A 16,770-nucleotide genomic window follows, 5' to 3' on the forward strand; every position below is an offset into this window, starting at 1 on the left:
GATGCACGCGTGGGTACCGAGGCGGCCGATGAGCGGGTGGAGGAGCCGTCACCCCGGCCGACGTGGTCCTGGCACGCCGACTGGACCGCCCCGGTCAGGGACCGCCCGCTGACGGTGCTCCTCATCGCGGTCGCGACCGAGGCCGCCCTGTGCCTGAGCGTGGGCTGGCGCCCCGACCTCGCCGCCTTCCTCTATCTGGGCCTGGTCGGAACGCTGCTCGGAGTCATCGACGCCCACCTGCGGCGGCTGCCCGACCCGCTCACCCTCCCCTCCTACCTCGCCGGGATCGTCCTGCTCGGGGCGGCGGCGCCGGTCGTGGACGGCGGTGGCGGCCGGTTCGTGGACGCCCTGCTCGGACTCGCGGCGCTGTGGGCGGTCTTCGCCGTCCAGTGGGTGGTGGTGCCCAGCGCGCTGGGGTTCGGGGACGTCAAGCTGTCCGGGGTGCTCGGGCTCTACCTGGGCTGGCTGGGCATGGACGCCTGGGTTCTCGGGACCTTCGCCATGTTCGTGACCGGCGGGCTCTACGCGGTGGGCCTGCTCGTCCTGCGCCGGGCGAAGCGCAAGGAGTCCATGCCGTTCGGGCCGTTCATGCTCCTCGGCGCGCTCATCGGGATCCTGGCGTACGCCTGACGCGCCGCATCGATGGCCGGTGAGCTTTCCCTTCGGGCCGCCCGGGGGGTGACCGGTGGGGGCCTTGGGTCCCCGGACCCATGCGGGTGATGGGCCCGGCCGCTTCAATTGACGCATCATGCGGCCCCCTGATGATCACACCGACGAGACCCCGTCCTCCACCCCGGCGGTCTCGCACGAGTCCCCGCCCCTCCCGCAAGGACGGCCGATGACCCCTCCGGTCTCCGGACAGGACGGGCGGCCGCCCACGACGCGGGCGGCACAGCCCGGCGACGAGCCGGAGGAACCAGGGGAACAGCAGGAGGAACCAGGGGAACCAGGGGAACCAGGGGAACCGGGGGAGGGTGCGCCGGCACTTCCCGCCTTCCCCTACGCCGTTTCCGCGCGGCCCGAGCCTCAGCGGCAGTCGCCGCCCCCGCCCCCGCCCGAGCCGCCGCCGTCACCCCAACCGTCGGCGCCGCTGCCCGCGCCGCCCGCGACCGCCCCGCCGCAGGGCCCGGCGCCGACTCGACAGGAGCCCGGCCCAATGCCGCCCGCGGGGACGCCGGACGTGCAGAAGCCCGTGCCGCCGCCGACACCCCCTGCGCCTCAGAGCCCGCTACCTGCTCCCACTCCACCGGCTCCAGCCCCTCCCGCTCCACCGGCTCCGGTTCCACCTGCTCCGGCCGCTCCACCTGTTTCACCGGTTCCAGCAGCTACGCCCCCTCCGCCCCCTCCGTTCGTTCCGCCGGCGCGGGCGCCGCTGCCTGGACCAGGGGCGGGCGGGACGGCAGGCGGGCTGAAGAGGCCGCCGTTGTGGGCCCTCATCGGGGTGGCGGGGGCGCTGGTCGCGGCCGTGGCCGGTGTGGCCGTCGCGGGCCTTCCCGGCGGATGCGACGGCCGGGTGACGCTGCGGCTCGCCGCCGATCCGGCGGTGGCGCCCGCCGTCACCGAGCTGGCACGGCGGGCGAGCGGCGAGGAGGGCCGGGACGGCGGGTGCGTGGACGTGATCGCCGGCACCGCCACCTCGCCCGCCATGGCGACCGCCCTGGGCGGCGACCGGAACGCGGGCCAGGCGCAGGCCGACGCGTACATCCTCGACTCCTCCCTCTGGCTGACGGTGGCCGCGCAGGCCGCCCGGCGAACCGGCGCCGAGGCGCCCACGCCGGTCGCGTCGGTGGCCGAGTCGCCCGTCCTGTTCGCCGTCCCCAAGGACGCGGTGAAGGCGTCCGGGCGGCTCTCCTGGCGCGGCCTGGCCCAGGCACCGGACAGGTCCCGGCACGCGTTCCGCATCACCGACCCCCAGACGAACGCCAGCGGCCTGATCTCCCTGCTGATGGCGCACCAGGCCGCCGGGGGCGGGGAGAAGGCCGCGGCCGGGTTCACCCGGATCCTGCGGGGCGCCCAGGCGGGCGACGGCGCCGGTGTGGCCCCGCACTCGGGCGCCGCCCTCGACTCGCTCAAGGCCCGGGACGGCGGGCGGATCCCCGTGGTGGCCGTCCCCGAGCAGGCGCTCTGGATCACCTCGCGCGAGGCCGCCACGGCGGCGGTGACGCCGGCCGACCGCACCCTCGCCCTGGACTTCCCCCTCGTGGTGACCCGGAAGTCCAAGCTGGGGGCCGCCCGGCGGATGGCGGCGGTGATGAAGTCGGCGGCGGGCACGGCCGAGCTGGCCAGGATCGGGCTGCGGCCGGCCGGGGGCGAGGCGGCGCGGCAGGTGTCGGCCGTCACCGGCGTCACCGCCCCCGTGGCCATGGCGCCACCGCCCGGCCCGCAGGCGGTGCTCGAGGCGCTGGAGATGTGGCGGCGGATGCGGCTGGGCACCCGGATGCTGGCACTGATCGACGTGTCCGGGTCGATGAACGAGACGGTGCCCGGCACCGGGCGCACCCGGATGGCGATCACGTCCGGCGAGATCGGTCAGGGGATGGCGCTGCTGCCGGACACCGCCGAGGTGGGCGTGTGGACGTTCTCGACCGGGATGGACGGCGCCCTGCCGTACCGGCGGGTGACGCCGATCGGCAGGCTGGGCGCCGTCGACGCCGCGGGCACCCACCGCGCCGCCCTCCAGCGGAGCCTGGGCGGCCTCCGCGCGAAGCCGGACGGTGACACCGGGCTCCACGACTCGGTGCTCGCCGCGTACCGCGCGGTGAAGGCCGGGTACCGGGCCGACAAGCTCAACTTCGTCCTGGTCCTCACCGACGGGCGCAACGACTTCGCGGGCGGCCTCACGGAGCGGGCGCTCCTGGAGGCGCTGAGGAAGGAGTACGACCCGGCCCGCCCCGTGCAGGTCATCGGCCTGGCCTTCGGGCCGGCCGTCGACCTCCCCGCCCTCCAGCGCATCGCGACGGCCACCGGGGGCGCCGCGTACCAGATCCGCGATCCGCGGCAGATCCGCGAGCTGTTCAAGCGTTCGGCGGCGCTCAAGATCTGCGACGATCCGCGCCGCTGCCCGGCCGGCTGACCCGGCGCCTCGCCCGCCCCCGGGCCCGGAGTACGGCCGGGGGCGGGGAGAACGTCACTTGCAGAGGTTCTGGCCGGCTTTGACGCCGCCGTTGATGTTGGTGATCGCGGGCGGGGCGAGGCGGACGCCCGGCTTGCCGATGACCAGCCGCACACCGTCCGCCGGGCCGTTCGCGTCCGGGGTGAGCATGGCGTTGGGGACGACCTGTGCCAGCGCGGACGCCTGGCCCTCGCCGGCCGGGGCGTAGGTGATGCGGCTCTCGCCGCTGTCGGCGGCCCGCTCGACCTTCCCGGCGACGTCGAAGCCGCGGCGCTTGAGCCGGTTGACGATGCGCTTGACGAGTTCGTCCTCACCGCCCGCGTCGACGACGGTGACCTTCACCTCGCCGGGCTTGGGCAGCGCCTGCTGGGGTTTGGCGGGCCCGGCCGGTTCGGCGGGCAGGTCGTTGTCGTGCCTGATGGCCTCGAAGAGCGGCTTGGCCAGCTCGTCGTTCCACTGCACCCGGTTGGGATCGGGGGCGTAGCGCTCCACCGGGACGGTCACGAAGCGGACCTGACCGGCGCTCATGCCCCGGACGCCCTCGGCCAGCCTGCGCATGGAGTCGAGATCGAGGTCGTCGTCGGTCGTCATCGACCTGGTGGCGGCCTTGAGGAACTTGTAGGTCTTGGCGGGGTCGGTGAGGATCTCGCTGCTGGTGGCCTTGTTGACCACCGAGGCCATGAACTTCTGCTGGCGCTCGATCCGTTCCAGGTCCGACCCGTTGCCGAGCGAGTAGCGGGCGCGCACGTAGCCGAGGGCGTCCTCGCCCTTCACGGTCTGCTTGCCCGCCTTGAGGAACAGCTCGGCGCGCGGATCGTTCACCGGCTTGTCGAGGCAGATCTCCACCCCGTCCAGGGCGTCCACGACCCGCTTGAACCCGGCGAAGTCGATCTGGACGAAGTGGTCGATGTGGATGCCGGTGAGCGACTCCAGGGTCTTCCACGTGCAGGTGGGACCCGCGTACGCGAAGGCGGAGTTGAGCATCCCGAACTGCGCTGGAACGGTCCCGCCCTTGTCCTTCCTGCATTCGGGGATCTTCACCATCGAGTCGCGGGGAAAGCTGATCCCGACCGCCTGGTCCCGGTTGGGCGACAGGTGCAGCAGCATCGCGGTGTCCGAGCGCGCCCCGGTCATGCCCGCGGCGGCCCCGTACCGGGCGTTGTCGCCCTCGCGGGTGTCGGAGCCGAGTAGCAGGATGTTCAGCGACTTGTTCAGCTTCTTCGGGCGGTCGGTGCCGAGCTGCTCCTTGGCGTCCTTCTGCTCGATGCCGCCCATGATGTCGAAGTACAACCCGGCCGCCCCGGCCCCGGTGAGCAGCAGCAGCGCCGCGGCGCCGACGGCCGTGCGCCGCAGGATCCGCTGCTTCCTGCTGCGGACCTTGCGCGGCCGGCCTCCGGCCTTGCCGTCCTTCTTCGCGGAGCTCTTCTCGGTGGAGCCTTTCTCGCCGGAGCCCTTCTCCTCGGGGTCCTCGGGGCGCTCCTTCGGCTCCCCTGTGGAGTCCTTCTCGGAGTCCTTCTCGGCAGGGGCGGGGGTCTCCGCTCGCTCGCCGGTGGCGGGGGCGGGGGTCTCCGCTCCGCCGGGGGTGCCGGTGTCCCCCGCGAGGTCGTCGCGGCGGGGCTCGTTCTCGCTCATCCGGTCCCGTCTCGGACAGGCCCTCTCCAGGGCATTCGATCTGAGGGTTTCGTCAGTGTAGGCAGTGCGCCGACGCCGTGCGGGGTGCTGATCCTTCACATGTTGGATGCCCGATGGCCGCGTCCCGTTGCCATGGATCCCGGTTTCGGCCGTGTGATCCGTCCCGGACCGGGGCTCGGGCGCGCTCGGTGGGCGGTTTCCGTACGATCGGTGCCGTGAGCGCGGGGTGGGTGATCGGCGGGCGCTTCACCATGCTGGACCGTATCGGAACGGGGGGAACGGGCCGCGTGTGGCGCGCCCACGACCGGGTCAGGGACGGCTACTGCGCGGCCAAGCTCGTCCGCCGGACGGGGACGACCGCGATGCTGCGCGTCGTCCGCGAGCGTGCCCTGCGGCTGGCGCACCCGCACGTGCTGACGCCGTACGCGTGGTATCCGGCCGACGAGGGCGTGCTGCTGGCGATGCCGCTCGTCCGGGGCGGGACGCTGGAGACGCTGCTGGGCGACTACGGGCGGCTGCCGCCCGCGTACGCCGCCGAGATCCTGGACCAGGTGCTCGCCGCGCTGGCCCACATCCACGCGGCGGGCATCGTGCATCGCGACGTCAAGCCCGCCAACCTGCTGCTGGACCCCAGCCCCGTCGGTGCCCCGCACGTACGCCTGGCCGACTTCGGGATCGCGCTGGGCGACGACGGCGTGCGCCTGACGACGACCGGATTCGCGGTGGGGACGCCCGGCTACCTTGCCCCCGAGGTCCTTGACTGGAACCGTTCAGGCCCCGCACAGGACCTGTACGCCGCGGGCATGGTCGGCTGGCGCGCCCTCGTGGGCGCCGGGGACCCCCGCCCCCGCCAGCGGCCGGGACCGCCGCCCGCCGGTGTGTCCCGCGCGCTGTGGGAGGTCGTCGAGCGCCTGTGCGCCCCCGATCCCCGCGACCGGACCGCCACCGCCGCCCTCGCCCGCCGCGAGCTGGCCGCGTGCGGTCTCGCGCTGGAGTTCCCGGTGCGGACCCGCGACGGCGAGCCGCTCCAGATCTTCGACCACCTGGGCCCGCCCCCCGCCCTCCCGGCCTGACCTCCGCCCCGGCTCGGGAAGGGGCGGCTCACGCCTTCTGGAAGGTGACGTCGACGCGGCGGTTCTTGGCGCGGCCCTCGGGGTCGTCCTTGCCGTCCTTCTCGTTGGGGGCGACCGGCTTGCTCTCCCCGTAGCCCCTCGCCTGGACGCGCGAGCCCGCCGAGCCGCCCAGCAGCCGTACCAGCTCGGCCTTGACCGCCTCGGCCCGCCGGGTGGACAGGGCCTGGTTGTAGGCGGGCGCGCCGATGGCGTCGGAGTGCCCGGCCACCTCGACGGTCCCGGTGGACCCGCGCAGCCGCGGCGCGAGCTGCCCGATCCGGCGGCGCGCGGCGTCGGTCAGCGTGGCCTGGTTGAAGTCGAACAGCACGTCCGCCGACATGCGCACGGTGACCCGCCCGCCGCTGGTCTCCTCCGACTCCAGCGGCAGCACGGACGCGGCGATGTCGATGCCGCGCACGGCGGGGCCGAGGTCGAGCGTGCGGATCGACTCCGCCAGCTGCGCGTCGGGCACGTCGGAATCGGAGGGCGGGCCGGGGACGGCGGACGCCACCCCGGGCACGCCCAGGGCGAGCGCGGCGAGGGCGAGCGCGGCGGCGGTGACGGCGGCGCGTGCGGCCGTCATCGCTCGACCGGGATGTTGCGGAACGTCGGCCACGAGCCGTACTGGACGTCCACCGCCTTCACGTTCTCCGGCGGCGCGGCGAAGGTGTAGGTCAGCACCGCAGGCTGGTTGTTGACGATCTGGGTGGAGATGTCGTTGGACTGGAGTTCCCTGCCGCTGGAGTCCTTGACCACCACGTACCGCTTGAGGTTGACCGGGTCGATCAGCGCCGTGCCGAGGCTGTTGCTCCCGTTGAGCCGGTAGGGGCTGGGGTCCTGGTCGGAGAAGCCGGCGGGCAGCCGCGGGGTGAGCCGCACGGTCAGCATCGCCAGCCGGCCGCGCGCCCTCAGCCCCATCATCGCGATGTCGACCTTGCCGCCCGTCACGAGCGGGGTGTCGAAGGTGCCGCTCACCACGGCCTTCGCCGCGCCGTCCACGGACGGGCGGCCCGCCGCCACGGCGTCGCCGCCGGAGCCGCCGCGCCCCCCGTCGCTCTCCTCCTCGGCGCCGGGCAGCGCCGAGCAGCCGGCCAGCAGTGCGGCCAGCGCCGCTGCCAGCACGGCCCGATGCCCGATGTTCATCCCCGTCACGTCCCTCCGGGTCAGCCCCTCGATCGCATATGCGAACGTCCGCTCTCATGGCACGATGGATATCGACCCAGCGGGCCTGTGCGGTCGAGAACCTAGTGTTTGCAAGTGCGAATCGTCAAGGGGGTTCCACGTGAGCGTCGCCGAGGACACCGTCACTCGGAACCGGGCGCTGCAGACGGAGTGGTACGGCGAGCCCCTGGGCGACCGCCTCCGCCGCCTCCTGGACCGCCTCGGGCTGTCCCAGTCGGGGCTGGCCGGGGTGCTGGGCCTGTCGGCGCCGATGCTGTCGCAGCTCATGTCGGGCCAGCGCGCGAAGATCAGCAACCCGGCGGTGCTGCACCGGCTGGTCGCGGCCGAGGAACTCGCCGCCGATCCGGGCTTCGACGGGCTCCCGGCAGCCGAGGTCAGGGAGCGCCTCGGCCGAATCCGGGGCGAGACCGCGGCCACCAGTTCCGGCGCCCGGGTGACCGCCGAGCGCGTCCCGGCGAGGTCCCCGGCGCGGGCGCTCCAGGCCCTCCTGCGCAGCGTCGCCTCCGCGAGCGAGATCGAGGACGCGGCCCGGCTGATCGACGCCTCCCACCCCGAGCTGGCCGAGGTGCTCCGGGTGTACGGCAACGGCCGTACGAGCGAGGCCGAGGCGCACCTCGCCCGCGTCCTCGGGCACTGAGTGACACCGAGCGGCACCGAGTGACACCGAGCGGACACGGAACGGACACGGAACTGCACGAGGCGGGCAGTGAGCGGCGGGCGCTGAGCGGACACTGAGTGGACCCCTCATATCCGCGGGAGGGCGATGATCCGGTCATGCCCGTGCGCGCTCGTCTCGATTCCTCCCGGCAATAGGGACAGGTCGTCGGCGTCCGACCCCGGCAGAGGGTCCGAAAGAAGGCATAACCTGTGGTCAGGCTCACATGAGGGCCTCCCTGTTATGTATGTCACAGCGTTATGTACGTGGCGTAGGGTCGCTTCGCTGGAAACGCACACGAGGCGTCACCGGCTGCGACGCGATGGCGCGACGGCGCGCGACGGCGGCGGATGTGCGTTCGACCGTGGTACGGGGACCCGATGACCCGAGCTCAGGAGAGCGAACGATGAGCACTGTGGAGGCGCCGGGCAAGGCGCGCGCCCAGATCAAGGAACGCACGCTTCGCAAGGACAACTGGCGGATCTATCCCATCACCACGCTGGTGATCTTCACGGCGTGGGTGGCGTACGCGACGGTGCGCGCGTTCTGGGGTTCCGCCTTCTACGTCCCGGAGTACCACTACCTGTCGCCGTTCTACTCGCCCTGCGTGAACGAGATCTGTGGCGACGCGGCGGAGTTCGGCACGTTCCTGCCGGCCGAGACCAGGGGATGGATCCCGTTCGCCGCGGTGTCCCTGCCGTTCCTGCTGCTGTTCCGGCTGACCTGCTACTACTACCGCAAGGCGTACTACCGCTCGTACTGGGCGTCGCCGCCCGCGTGCGGGGTGGCCGAGCCGCACAAGAAGTACACCGGCGAGCGCCGGTTCCCCCTGATCGGCCAGAACCTGCACCGCTACTTCTGGGTGGCCGCGTTCCTCATCTCGCTGATCAACACCTGGGACGCGGTGCTGGCCTTCCACGGCAAGGACGGCGGCTTCGGGATCGGGCTCGGCACGGTGATCCTGGTCGTCAACGTGATCCTGCTGTGGGCCTACACGCTGTCGTGCCACTCCTGCCGGCACATCGTCGGCGGGCGGCTGAAGAACTTCTCCAAGCACCCCGTCCGATACTGGATGTGGGGCCAGGTCTCCAAGCTCAACCAGCGGCACGGGCAGTACGCCCTGATCACGCTGGGCTCGCTCGTGGTGGCCGACCTGTACATCACGCTGGTGGCCAGCGGCACCATTTCCGACCTGCGCTTCTACAACTGAGGGGGCCTGTAGATCATGACTGGGATCGAGAGGCACTCGTACGACGTCGTGGTGATCGGCGCCGGCGGTGCCGGGCTGCGCGCGGCGATCGAGGCGCGGCTCCAGGGCAAGAAGACCGCGATCATCTCCAAGTCGCTGTTCGGCAAGGCGCACACGGTGATGGCGGAGGGCGGCGCCGCGGCCGCGATGGGGAACGTCAACCCCAACGACAACTGGCAGGTGCACTTCCGTGACACCATGCGCGGCGGCAAGTTCCTCAACAACTGGCGGATGGCCGAACTGCACGCCAAGGAGGCCCCGGACCGGGTCTGGGAGCTGGAGCACTGGGGCGCGCTGTTCGACCGCACCAAGGACGGCAAGATCAGCCAGCGCAACTTCGGCGGGCACGAGTACCCGCGGCTGGCGCACGTCGGCGACCGCACCGGCCTGGAGCTGATCCGGACCGCGCAGCAGAAGATCGTCGCGCTCCAGCAGGAGGACCACCGCGAGCACGGCGACTACGACGCGCGGCTCAAGGTGTGGGCCGAGACCACCGTGACCCGGCTGCTGCTGGACTCCTCCGGCAAGATCTGCGGGGCGTTCGCCTACGTCCGCGAGACCGGGAAGTTCGTGGTCTTCGAGGCGCCCGCGGTGGTGCTGGCGACCGGCGGCATCGGCAAGGCGTTCAAGGTCACCTCCAACTCCTGGGAGTACACCGGGGACGGGCACGCCCTGGCGCTGCTGGCGGGCGGGACGCTGCTGAACATGGAGTTCGTCCAGTTCCACCCGACCGGGATGGTCTGGCCGCCCTCGGTGAAGGGCATCCTCGTCACCGAGTCGGTCCGCGGCGACCGCGGGGTGCTGAAGAACTCCGACGGCGAGCGGTTCATGTTCGAGTACATCCCCGAGGTGTTCAAGGCGCAGTACGCCACCACCCCGGAGGAGGCCGACCGCTGGTACGACGACCCCGACAACAACCGGCGGCCCCCCGAGCTGCTGCCGCGTGACGAGGTGGCGCGGGCGATCAACAGCGAGGTGAAGGCCGGACGGGGATCGCCCGCCGGCGGCGTCTACCTCACGGTCGTGGACCGGATGCCGGGCGGCGCCGAGGAGATCAAGCGGCGGCTGCCGGCGATGCACCACCAGTTCAAGGAACTGGCCGACGTCGACATCACCAAGGAGCCGATGGAGGTCGGGCCCACCTGCCACTACGTGATGGGCGGCGTGGAGGTCGACCCCGACACCGGCGCGGCGCTGGTCCCCGGGCTGTTCGCCGCCGGCGAGTGCTCGGGCGGCATGCACGGCTCCAACCGGCTGGGCGGCAACTCGCTGACCGACCTGCTGGTGTTCGGCCGGCGCGCCGGGCTGGGCGCCGCCGAGTACGTCGACGCGCTGCCGGAGCGGCCCGCCGTGCCGGAGGAGGAGATCGAGGCGGCCACCGCCGAGGCCCTCGCCCCGTTCGAGCGGGAGGGCGGCGAGAACCCCTACGCGGTGCACGCCGTGCTCCAGCAGACGATGAACGACCTGGTCGGCATCATCCGCAAGGAGGAGGAGCTGGAACGGGCGCTGGAGGCGCTGGACAAGCTCCGCGAGCGGGTGGCCAACGTCAGCGTCGAGCCGGTCGCGGTGCACGACGGCCGCGGCTACCACCCGGGCTGGCACCTGGCGCTCGACCTGCGCAACATGCTGCTGGTGTCGGAGGCGATCGCGCGGGCGGCGCTGGAGCGCCAGGAGAGCCGGGGCGGCCACACCCGCGACGACCACCCGCAGATGTCGCCGGAGTGGCGGAAGGTCAACCTGGTCTGCCGGCTGGCGGGCGACCCCGACTCCCCGCGGGTCGAGCTGAAGCGCCAGCCGCTGGAGCCCATGCGCGACGACCTGCTCGCGCTGTTCGAGACCGACGAGCTGAAGAAGTACCTCACCGGGGACGAGCTGCCCGCCGCCGCCGGCGCCGAGACCGAGGAGAAGAGCTGATGAGCTACGACGCCAAGTTCCGGGTCTGGCGCGGTGACGAGGGCGAGGGCGAGCTGGTCGACTACACCGTGGAGGTGAACGAGGGCGAGGTCGTCCTCGACATCATCCACCGGCTGCAGGCCACCCAGGCGCCCGACCTCGCGGTCCGCTGGAACTGCAAGGCCGGCAAGTGCGGATCGTGTTCCGCCGAGGTCAACGGCATGCCGCGGCTGATGTGCATGACCCGGATGTCCACCTTCGAGCCGGACGAGACGATCACCGTCACCCCGGTCCGCACCTTCCCGGTGATCCGCGACCTGGTCACCGACGTGTCGTACAACTACGAGAAGGCGCAGCAGATCCCCTCGTTCGACCCGGGGGACACCAAGCCGGGCGAGTTCCGGATGCAGCAGGTGGACGTCGAGCGCTCGCAGGAGTTCCGCAAGTGCATCGAGTGCTTCCTGTGCAACAACGTCTGCCACGTCATCCGCGACCACGAGGAGAACAAGCCGGGGTTCGCCGGCCCGCGCTTCCTCATGCGGATCGCCGAGCTGGAGATGCACCCGGCCGACGTCGCGGACCGGCGCAACATCGCGCAGGAGGACCACGGGCTGGGCTTCTGCAACATCACCAAGTGCTGCACCGAGGTCTGCCCCGAGCACATCAAGATCACTGACAACGCGCTGATCCCGATGAAGGAGCGCGTCGCGGGCCGCAGGTACGACCCGGTGGTCTGGCTGGGCTCCAAGCTCGGCATCGTCAAGAAGGGCCAGGACACGCCCTCGGCGTGATCCCGCCGCGCGACCGGCCCTCCCGGCGGGGGCCGGTCGCCGCCGCGGTGCGCCCAGCGCCCCGGTGGACGTGCGCGAACGGACGTGCGCGGGAGAAAGTGTGCGGGAGAAGGTGTGCGAGAGGACGTGTGCCGGCGGGCGGCGTGCCCCCGTCGCCGCCGCCCGCCGTTCCCGCCGTATCCGCCGTTCCCCGTGAACGCCGCGGCTCCAGGGGGCGGCCGGCCGGCCGCACACGCCGCGACCAGCATCACCCGGCCGGCCCGGATGTGAATAGGGAGAAGTTCACACAACGCGTGATGGTTTCGTGATTGCGTCACCCGTTACTGGACTGCGTGTCTCGTTTAGCGTGTTCCCCATGAGCCCCCTTGAGCCGGGCTCGTTCCTCGCCGAGCTCACCCCGGAGGAACGCGCCGACCTTGAAACGCGCGGCCGGTTCCGCAACCTGGAGCGCGGTGAGGTGCTGTTCCGGGAGGGGGAGTGGTCCACCTGGGTGGCGGTCCTGCTGCTCGGGCGGGTCAAGGCGTTCTCCGACCGTGAGCACGGCGGGGAGGCCCTCCTGGACGTGCGCGGGCCGGGGGCGCTGCTGGGCGAGGTGGCCGCGATCGACGGGCTGCCGCGCTCGGCGACGGTCGCCGCGCTGGAGCCGGCCCGGGTGCTGGCGCTGACCGAGGAGGAGTTCATGTCCTTCCTCCGGGCGCACGGCCGGGTCTCCATCCTGATCATGAAGATGCTCTGCCGACGCTGGCGGGACGCCGACCGCAGGCGGATCGAGTTCGGCATGTTCGACGCCACCGGCCGGGTCGCGCAGCGCCTGGTGGAGCTGGCCGAACGGTTCGGGGAGCCGTACGCCCGGCCGGACGGCCCCACCGGCACGGCGGCGCCCGGCGGGCCCGGTGGCCGGGGGCGGTCCCCCGGAGGCCAGGAGGACGGGAAGAGCGTGCAGATCACCCTCAACCTGTCGCAGGAGGAGCTGGCCGGCTGGGTGGGCGCGTCCCGCGAGGCGGTCAGCAAGGCCCTGGGCACCCTGCGCCGGCACGGCTGGATCGAGACCGGCCGGCGCCGCGTGATCGTCCACGACCTCCAGGCGCTCCGCCGCCACGCCCGCTGACGCCTGCTGACGCCCGCTGACGGCGGGTGCCCGCCGGCGGCCCCTACGGGCTCGTCAGCCGGGGCGGACACCGAGCGGCGGGGCCGGCGGTGGCGGCACCGCCGGCGGTCCCTCCTGGTACTCCTCCCGGGACTCGTCCTGTGACTCGTCCTGGAGCTGGAAGCCCTCCGCCTGCCGGGTGAACAGCCGGAAGTAGGTGCCGCGCAGGTCCATCAGCTCGTCGTGGTTTCCCTCCTCGGCCACCCGCCCACCCGAGAGCACGGCGATGTGGTCCGCGCCGCGGACCGTGTTGAGCCGGTGGGAGATCAGCAGGCTGGAGCGCCCCTCCCGGTAGGCCCGCAGCCGTTCGTGGACGGCGTGCTCGGCGTCGGGGTCCAGCCCGGAGCTGGGCTCGTCGAGGATCAGCAGGTCCGAGCCCCCGGCCCGGAGCACCGCCCGGGCGAGGGCGACCCGCTGCCACTGGCCGCCCGACAGCATGACGCCCGTGCCGCCGCCGGGGCCGGAGCCGAAGAAACGCGACAGCATCGTGGCGTAGCCGTCGGGCAGTGCCTCGAGCCGGTCGTGGATGTCCGCCCAGCGCGCCGCCGCCTCGATCCGGCCGGGCCGGTCGAGCGCGTCCAGGTCGCCGAGCCCGATGTTCTCCGTGGCGGTGAGGTCGTAGGACATGTAGTCCTGGAAGACCGCGCCGATCCGGCGGCGGAGCGCGTCCACGTCCAGTTCCCGCACGTCGGTGCCGTCCCAGGTGATGGTGCCGCGCTGCGGGTCGTACATCCGGCACAGCAGCTTGACGATCGTGCTCTTGCCCTCCCCGTTCAGCCCGACCAGGGCCAGGCTCCGCCCGTACGGGATGGTCAGCGTCACCCCGCGCAGCACCCAGGGGTGGGACTCGTCGTAGCGGAACCACACGTCACGCAGCTCGATGCCGCGCCGCAGCGGCTCGACCGGGGCGCCGCCGCCGGGGGGCTCGTGCAGGTCGGATTCGGCGGAGACGACGTGCGCGTAGTGGCCGACGAGGATCAGCGACTCGTTGAACTGGGCGAACTGGACGACGATCCCCGACAGCGACGACTGCACCCCGGCCACCGCGGCGGTGAGCACGGCCAGGTCGCCGATCCCGGAACGGCCCGCCGCGATCTCCCGCACCATCAGCACCAGCGCGGCGCCCGCGGTCAGCGCCCCGAGGGCGGTGAGCGCGCCGCCGGCCCGGAACGCCGCGACGTCCACCCGCCGCTCGCCCCGGTGCTCGGTGGCCATCTCCTCCAGCATCCTGCCGCGCAGGAAGCCGCCCAGGCCGAACAGCCTGATCTCCTTCGCCGCCTGATGCTCGGTGAGCAGCGTCTGGTAGAACAGCCGCCTGCGTTCGGCGGGCGTGGTCTCCCACATCATCCGGGTCCGCGACCGGGCGAGCCGCAGCTGGACGAACAGCTCGGGCACGGCGGCGGCGCCCGCGAGCAGCGCCAGCAGGGGGCTGAACGTGCAGATCGCGACGAGGAACCCGGTCGCCGTCACCGCTCCGCGCAGCATCCCCAGGCCGGTGTCGAGGACGATCTGGGGCGCGGCCTGGCCGGACTGCTGGGCCAGCTTGAGCCGGTCGTGGAAGCGCGGGTCCTCCAGCCGGGCCAGTCCCGGCATCCGGCACACCGCCGCGAACAGCTCGTCGGTGGAGCGCCGCAGGATGCGGCGCTGGTGCTCGCGGCGGGCGAACTGGACGAAGTGCGGCAGCAGCGCCATCGCCGAGCCCGCCACCGCCAGCAGCACGGCCAGCAGCGCCGGCGACGGCCCGGACCCGGTGGCGAGGCGGTCGATCAGCAGCTTGGTCAGCCAGGCGGTCGCCACCGGGGCCGCGCCGGTCAGCACCGCGGCCAGGACCAGCGCCAGCGTCAGCAGGGGGCCGGAGCGCCAGGCGAGGCCGAGCGCGAGCGGCAGCGGGCGGCGGGCGGTCATACCCGGGCGGCAGCTTTCAGGCAGTCGGCGGGGTCGCCGCCGCCTGCGGCCACCGTCCCGTCCGGGCCCACGAGCATGAACCAGGGGAACGCGCCGATCTCGAACGCCCGGCCCATCGAGCCCCGGCCCTGCTCGGTCACCACGGTCGGACCCTCGCCCAGCGCGGCGACCAGTTCCTCCGGTCCCCGCTCCATGACGGCGATCACGGCGACCGTCCGGACGCCCTGCCGGCGGGCCTCGGCCGCGACCTCGGCGAACACCGGCGCCTTGGGCAGGCAGCCGGAGCAGTCGGAGCTGAAGAAGCCGATCAGGGTCTGCTCGCCGCGCAGGTCCCCGGAGGTGACCGGCGCGCCCTGGACGCTGAGCGCGGTGAACTCGCCGGGCGCCGTCCCGGGGGCCAGGCCGCCGGGTGGCGATCCGGCGGACCGGGCCTCCAGGACCCGGAGCTTGCGGATGATCGCGGCGCTGAGCGACAGGTCGACGAGGACGAGCGCGAAGAGGACGATCACTGCGGCGATGAGGACGGGCATTGGCGGGCTGCCTTTCTGTTGAGGGAACGGGGCTGTGGAGGGGACGGGCTTTCCGGGGGAGGGGGCAGGGTCAGCGGAAGAGGTAGAGCAGGTCGTCCAGCAGCACGGTGGCCGCCACCGCGGCCGCCGCGGCGGCCACGCAGAGCACGGCGGCGAAGGGGGTCACGGCCGCCGCCGCGGGCGTCAGGGCGGCGCCCGTCACCGCGCAGAGCAGGAGGGCGCCGTTGCGCGCCACGTGCCGGCGGCCGATGCCGTCCCCGCTCGCCCCGAAGCACTGGCAGGACGAGGTGACACCCCGGCGCAGCGCGGTCGCCAGTACCACCGAGAAACCCGCCAGCATCACGGCGGCCAGGAGGAAGCCGGTGGCGAGAAGCCCCTCGGAGAGGGGGCCGGCGGGGACGGGCCCAGGGACGGCCAGCAGCACCACCACGGCGGCCTCGGCGAGGAGGACGCCGGCGGCCACCGGGGCGGCGGCCCCCCGCGGCACCGCGGCCACCTGGCGGACCGAGTCCGCGAAACGGGCGAAGGAGGCGGGGCCGTGCGCCTTGCTCACCACGGCGACGAGGAACACCCCGCCCACCAGCACGCGAAGCGTCAGCACGACATTCGACATGGGCCTTCCCCCCGCCAGGACCATCGGGACACGGTCGCCATCCTGGGGCGTGGTGACAGCGGTGCGGTTGCGCCGCGGTTGCGCGGTGGCGCAACCGGGGGCCGTGAGGATGCGCGGCACCGCAGGAGAGAGAGGGAGAGAGGCGCCGCGATGTTCTACGTGCTCGTCTGCCTGCCGCCGGCCGTGCTGCTGGCCGCCGCCGCGCTCTGGGCCGCCCGCCGCCGCCTGGCCGTGATCGAGGTCGAGGGAACCAGCATGACGCCGGCCTACGAGCCGGGGGACCGGGTGCTCATCCGCCGGACGGGGGCGAGGCGGCTCGCGGCCGGGCAGGTGGTGGTGTTCCAGCACGCGCTGCCGGGCGGCCGGTGGCGCACCGGGCCGCTGCCCGCGCCGCACCGCCTGCGGTGGGTCATCAAACGGGTCGTCGCGGTCCCCGGCGACCCGGTGCCCGAGCAGGTCAGGGAACGCGTCGGAGCCCGGCCCGGGGACGTGGTCCCCGAGGCCAGGCTCGTGGTGATCGGTGACGGGCCGGTCAGCGAGGACTCCAGGGAGTGGGGCTACCTGCCCGCCGACCGCGTGCTGGGCGTCGTGGTCCGCCGCCTCGCCGAGGCGGCGGACCACGACACCCGGATCAATCAGCAGTAGTCGTAGGGACCGCAGTTCGTCTCGCCGGTCGAGTCGTGGTAGCAGCAGTAACGGCAGTACTTGTACCCGCAGCAGTACTCCGTCCAGCACGCGGCGGATGCCTTCGCCGAGGGGACCAGCCGGGTGAGCAGTTTGTCACCGAGTTTGGTGAACGTGCGAGTCATTCCTGTCTCCTTCCGGGCGCCTGATGGGGCCTGTGGTTCGAATATCGCCCGGCCCGACTGCGGCGAGGTTGTGCCGTGGTTGCGGCAGGGGACAGGGCCCGAGCAGGCCGGGAACGCGCCGGAGCCCGGCCCCGGGGAGC

16 protein-coding genes are annotated in these 16,770 nt (G+C 73.0%); 9 read left to right on the top strand and 7 right to left on the bottom strand.

Going from position 1 to position 16,770, the window contains the following annotated elements; all coding sequences use genetic code 11:
- Positions 1-9 precede the first annotated feature (9 nt).
- The gene (locus tag IW256_RS06745) at positions 10-630 is read left to right on the top strand and encodes an A24 family peptidase (protein ID WP_307828764.1); all 621 of its coding nucleotides are present in this window, start codon (positions 10-12) and stop codon (positions 628-630) included.
- A 793-nt stretch (positions 631-1,423) separates the two neighbouring features.
- A complete protein-coding gene (locus IW256_RS06750; RefSeq protein WP_197010132.1) occupies positions 1,424-3,073 on the top strand; it encodes a VWA domain-containing protein in 1,650 nt (549 codons plus the stop codon).
- Positions 3,074-3,127: 54 nt separating this feature from the next.
- Here the strand turns inward: IW256_RS06750 and IW256_RS06755 are convergent, their stop codons facing one another.
- A complete protein-coding gene (locus IW256_RS06755; RefSeq protein WP_197010133.1) occupies positions 3,128-4,744 on the bottom strand; it encodes an LCP family protein in 1,617 nt (538 codons plus the stop codon).
- A 215-nt stretch (positions 4,745-4,959) separates the two neighbouring features.
- Here IW256_RS06755 and IW256_RS06760 point away from each other — a divergent pair, with 215 nt between their 5' ends.
- Positions 4,960-5,817 (top strand): serine/threonine-protein kinase, encoded by an 858-nt coding sequence (locus IW256_RS06760; RefSeq protein ID WP_197010134.1) that lies wholly within the window; start codon positions 4,960-4,962, stop codon positions 5,815-5,817.
- A 28-nt stretch (positions 5,818-5,845) separates the two neighbouring features.
- Here the strand turns inward: IW256_RS06760 and IW256_RS06765 are convergent, their stop codons facing one another.
- A complete protein-coding gene (locus IW256_RS06765; RefSeq protein WP_197010135.1) occupies positions 5,846-6,439 on the bottom strand; it encodes an OmpA family protein in 594 nt (197 codons plus the stop codon).
- The gene (locus IW256_RS06770; protein WP_197010136.1) at positions 6,436-6,999 is read right to left on the bottom strand and encodes a hypothetical protein; all 564 of its coding nucleotides are present in this window, start codon (positions 6,997-6,999) and stop codon (positions 6,436-6,438) included. Before IW256_RS06770 ends, IW256_RS06765 begins: the two co-directional genes overlap by 4 nt.
- Before the next feature lie 139 nt (positions 7,000-7,138).
- On the opposite strand from IW256_RS06770, the gene IW256_RS06775 reads away from it, so the two are divergent.
- From IW256_RS06775 to IW256_RS06795, 5 genes are all read left to right on the top strand, one after another.
- Complete coding sequence (locus IW256_RS06775) at positions 7,139-7,675, top strand: helix-turn-helix domain-containing protein (RefSeq protein ID WP_307828765.1); 537 nt, start codon at positions 7,139-7,141, stop codon at positions 7,673-7,675.
- A 424-nt stretch (positions 7,676-8,099) separates the two neighbouring features.
- Positions 8,100-8,903, top strand: a complete 804-nt coding sequence (locus IW256_RS06780; RefSeq protein ID WP_197010138.1) for a hypothetical protein — start codon at positions 8,100-8,102, stop codon at positions 8,901-8,903.
- A 15-nt stretch (positions 8,904-8,918) separates the two neighbouring features.
- On the top strand, positions 8,919-10,856 hold the full coding sequence (locus tag IW256_RS06785) for a fumarate reductase/succinate dehydrogenase flavoprotein subunit (RefSeq protein ID WP_197010139.1): 1,938 nt from the start codon (positions 8,919-8,921) through the stop codon (positions 10,854-10,856).
- Positions 10,856-11,626 carry a succinate dehydrogenase/fumarate reductase iron-sulfur subunit gene (locus tag IW256_RS06790; protein ID WP_197010140.1) on the top strand — a complete coding sequence of 257 codons (771 nt, stop codon included), beginning with the start codon at positions 10,856-10,858 and terminating at the stop codon, positions 11,624-11,626. Before IW256_RS06785 ends, IW256_RS06790 begins: the two co-directional genes overlap by 1 nt.
- A gap of 355 nt (positions 11,627-11,981) precedes the next feature.
- Positions 11,982-12,734: a Crp/Fnr family transcriptional regulator gene (locus IW256_RS06795; protein ID WP_197010141.1), complete on the top strand. Its 753-nt coding sequence runs from the start codon at positions 11,982-11,984 to the stop codon at positions 12,732-12,734.
- A gap of 54 nt (positions 12,735-12,788) precedes the next feature.
- On the opposite strand, the gene IW256_RS06800 is transcribed toward IW256_RS06795, so the two are convergent.
- From IW256_RS06800 to IW256_RS06810, 3 genes are all read right to left on the bottom strand, one after another.
- On the bottom strand, positions 12,789-14,678 hold the full coding sequence (locus tag IW256_RS06800; protein WP_197010142.1) for an ABC transporter ATP-binding protein: 1,890 nt from the start codon (positions 14,676-14,678) through the stop codon (positions 12,789-12,791).
- Positions 14,675-15,208: a TlpA disulfide reductase family protein gene (locus IW256_RS06805; RefSeq protein ID WP_197010143.1), complete on the bottom strand. Its 534-nt coding sequence runs from the start codon at positions 15,206-15,208 to the stop codon at positions 14,675-14,677. Before IW256_RS06805 ends, IW256_RS06800 begins: the two co-directional genes overlap by 4 nt.
- Positions 15,209-15,278: 70 nt before the next feature.
- Positions 15,279-15,821, bottom strand: a complete 543-nt coding sequence (locus IW256_RS06810) for a MauE/DoxX family redox-associated membrane protein (protein WP_197010144.1) — start codon at positions 15,819-15,821, stop codon at positions 15,279-15,281.
- A gap of 150 nt (positions 15,822-15,971) precedes the next feature.
- On the opposite strand from IW256_RS06810, the gene IW256_RS06815 reads away from it, so the two are divergent.
- Complete coding sequence (locus tag IW256_RS06815; RefSeq protein ID WP_197010145.1) at positions 15,972-16,466, top strand: S26 family signal peptidase; 495 nt, start codon at positions 15,972-15,974, stop codon at positions 16,464-16,466.
- Here the strand turns inward: IW256_RS06815 and IW256_RS06820 are convergent.
- A complete protein-coding gene (locus tag IW256_RS06820) occupies positions 16,457-16,630 on the bottom strand; it encodes a hypothetical protein (protein WP_197010146.1) in 174 nt (57 codons plus the stop codon). The genes IW256_RS06815 and IW256_RS06820 overlap by 10 nt on opposite strands.
- Positions 16,631-16,770: the final 140 nt, after the last annotated feature.

The sequence above is a fragment of the Actinomadura viridis genome, assembly GCF_015751755.1.
In the GTDB taxonomy this organism is placed as follows: Bacteria; Actinomycetota; Actinomycetes; order Streptosporangiales; family Streptosporangiaceae; genus Spirillospora; species Spirillospora viridis.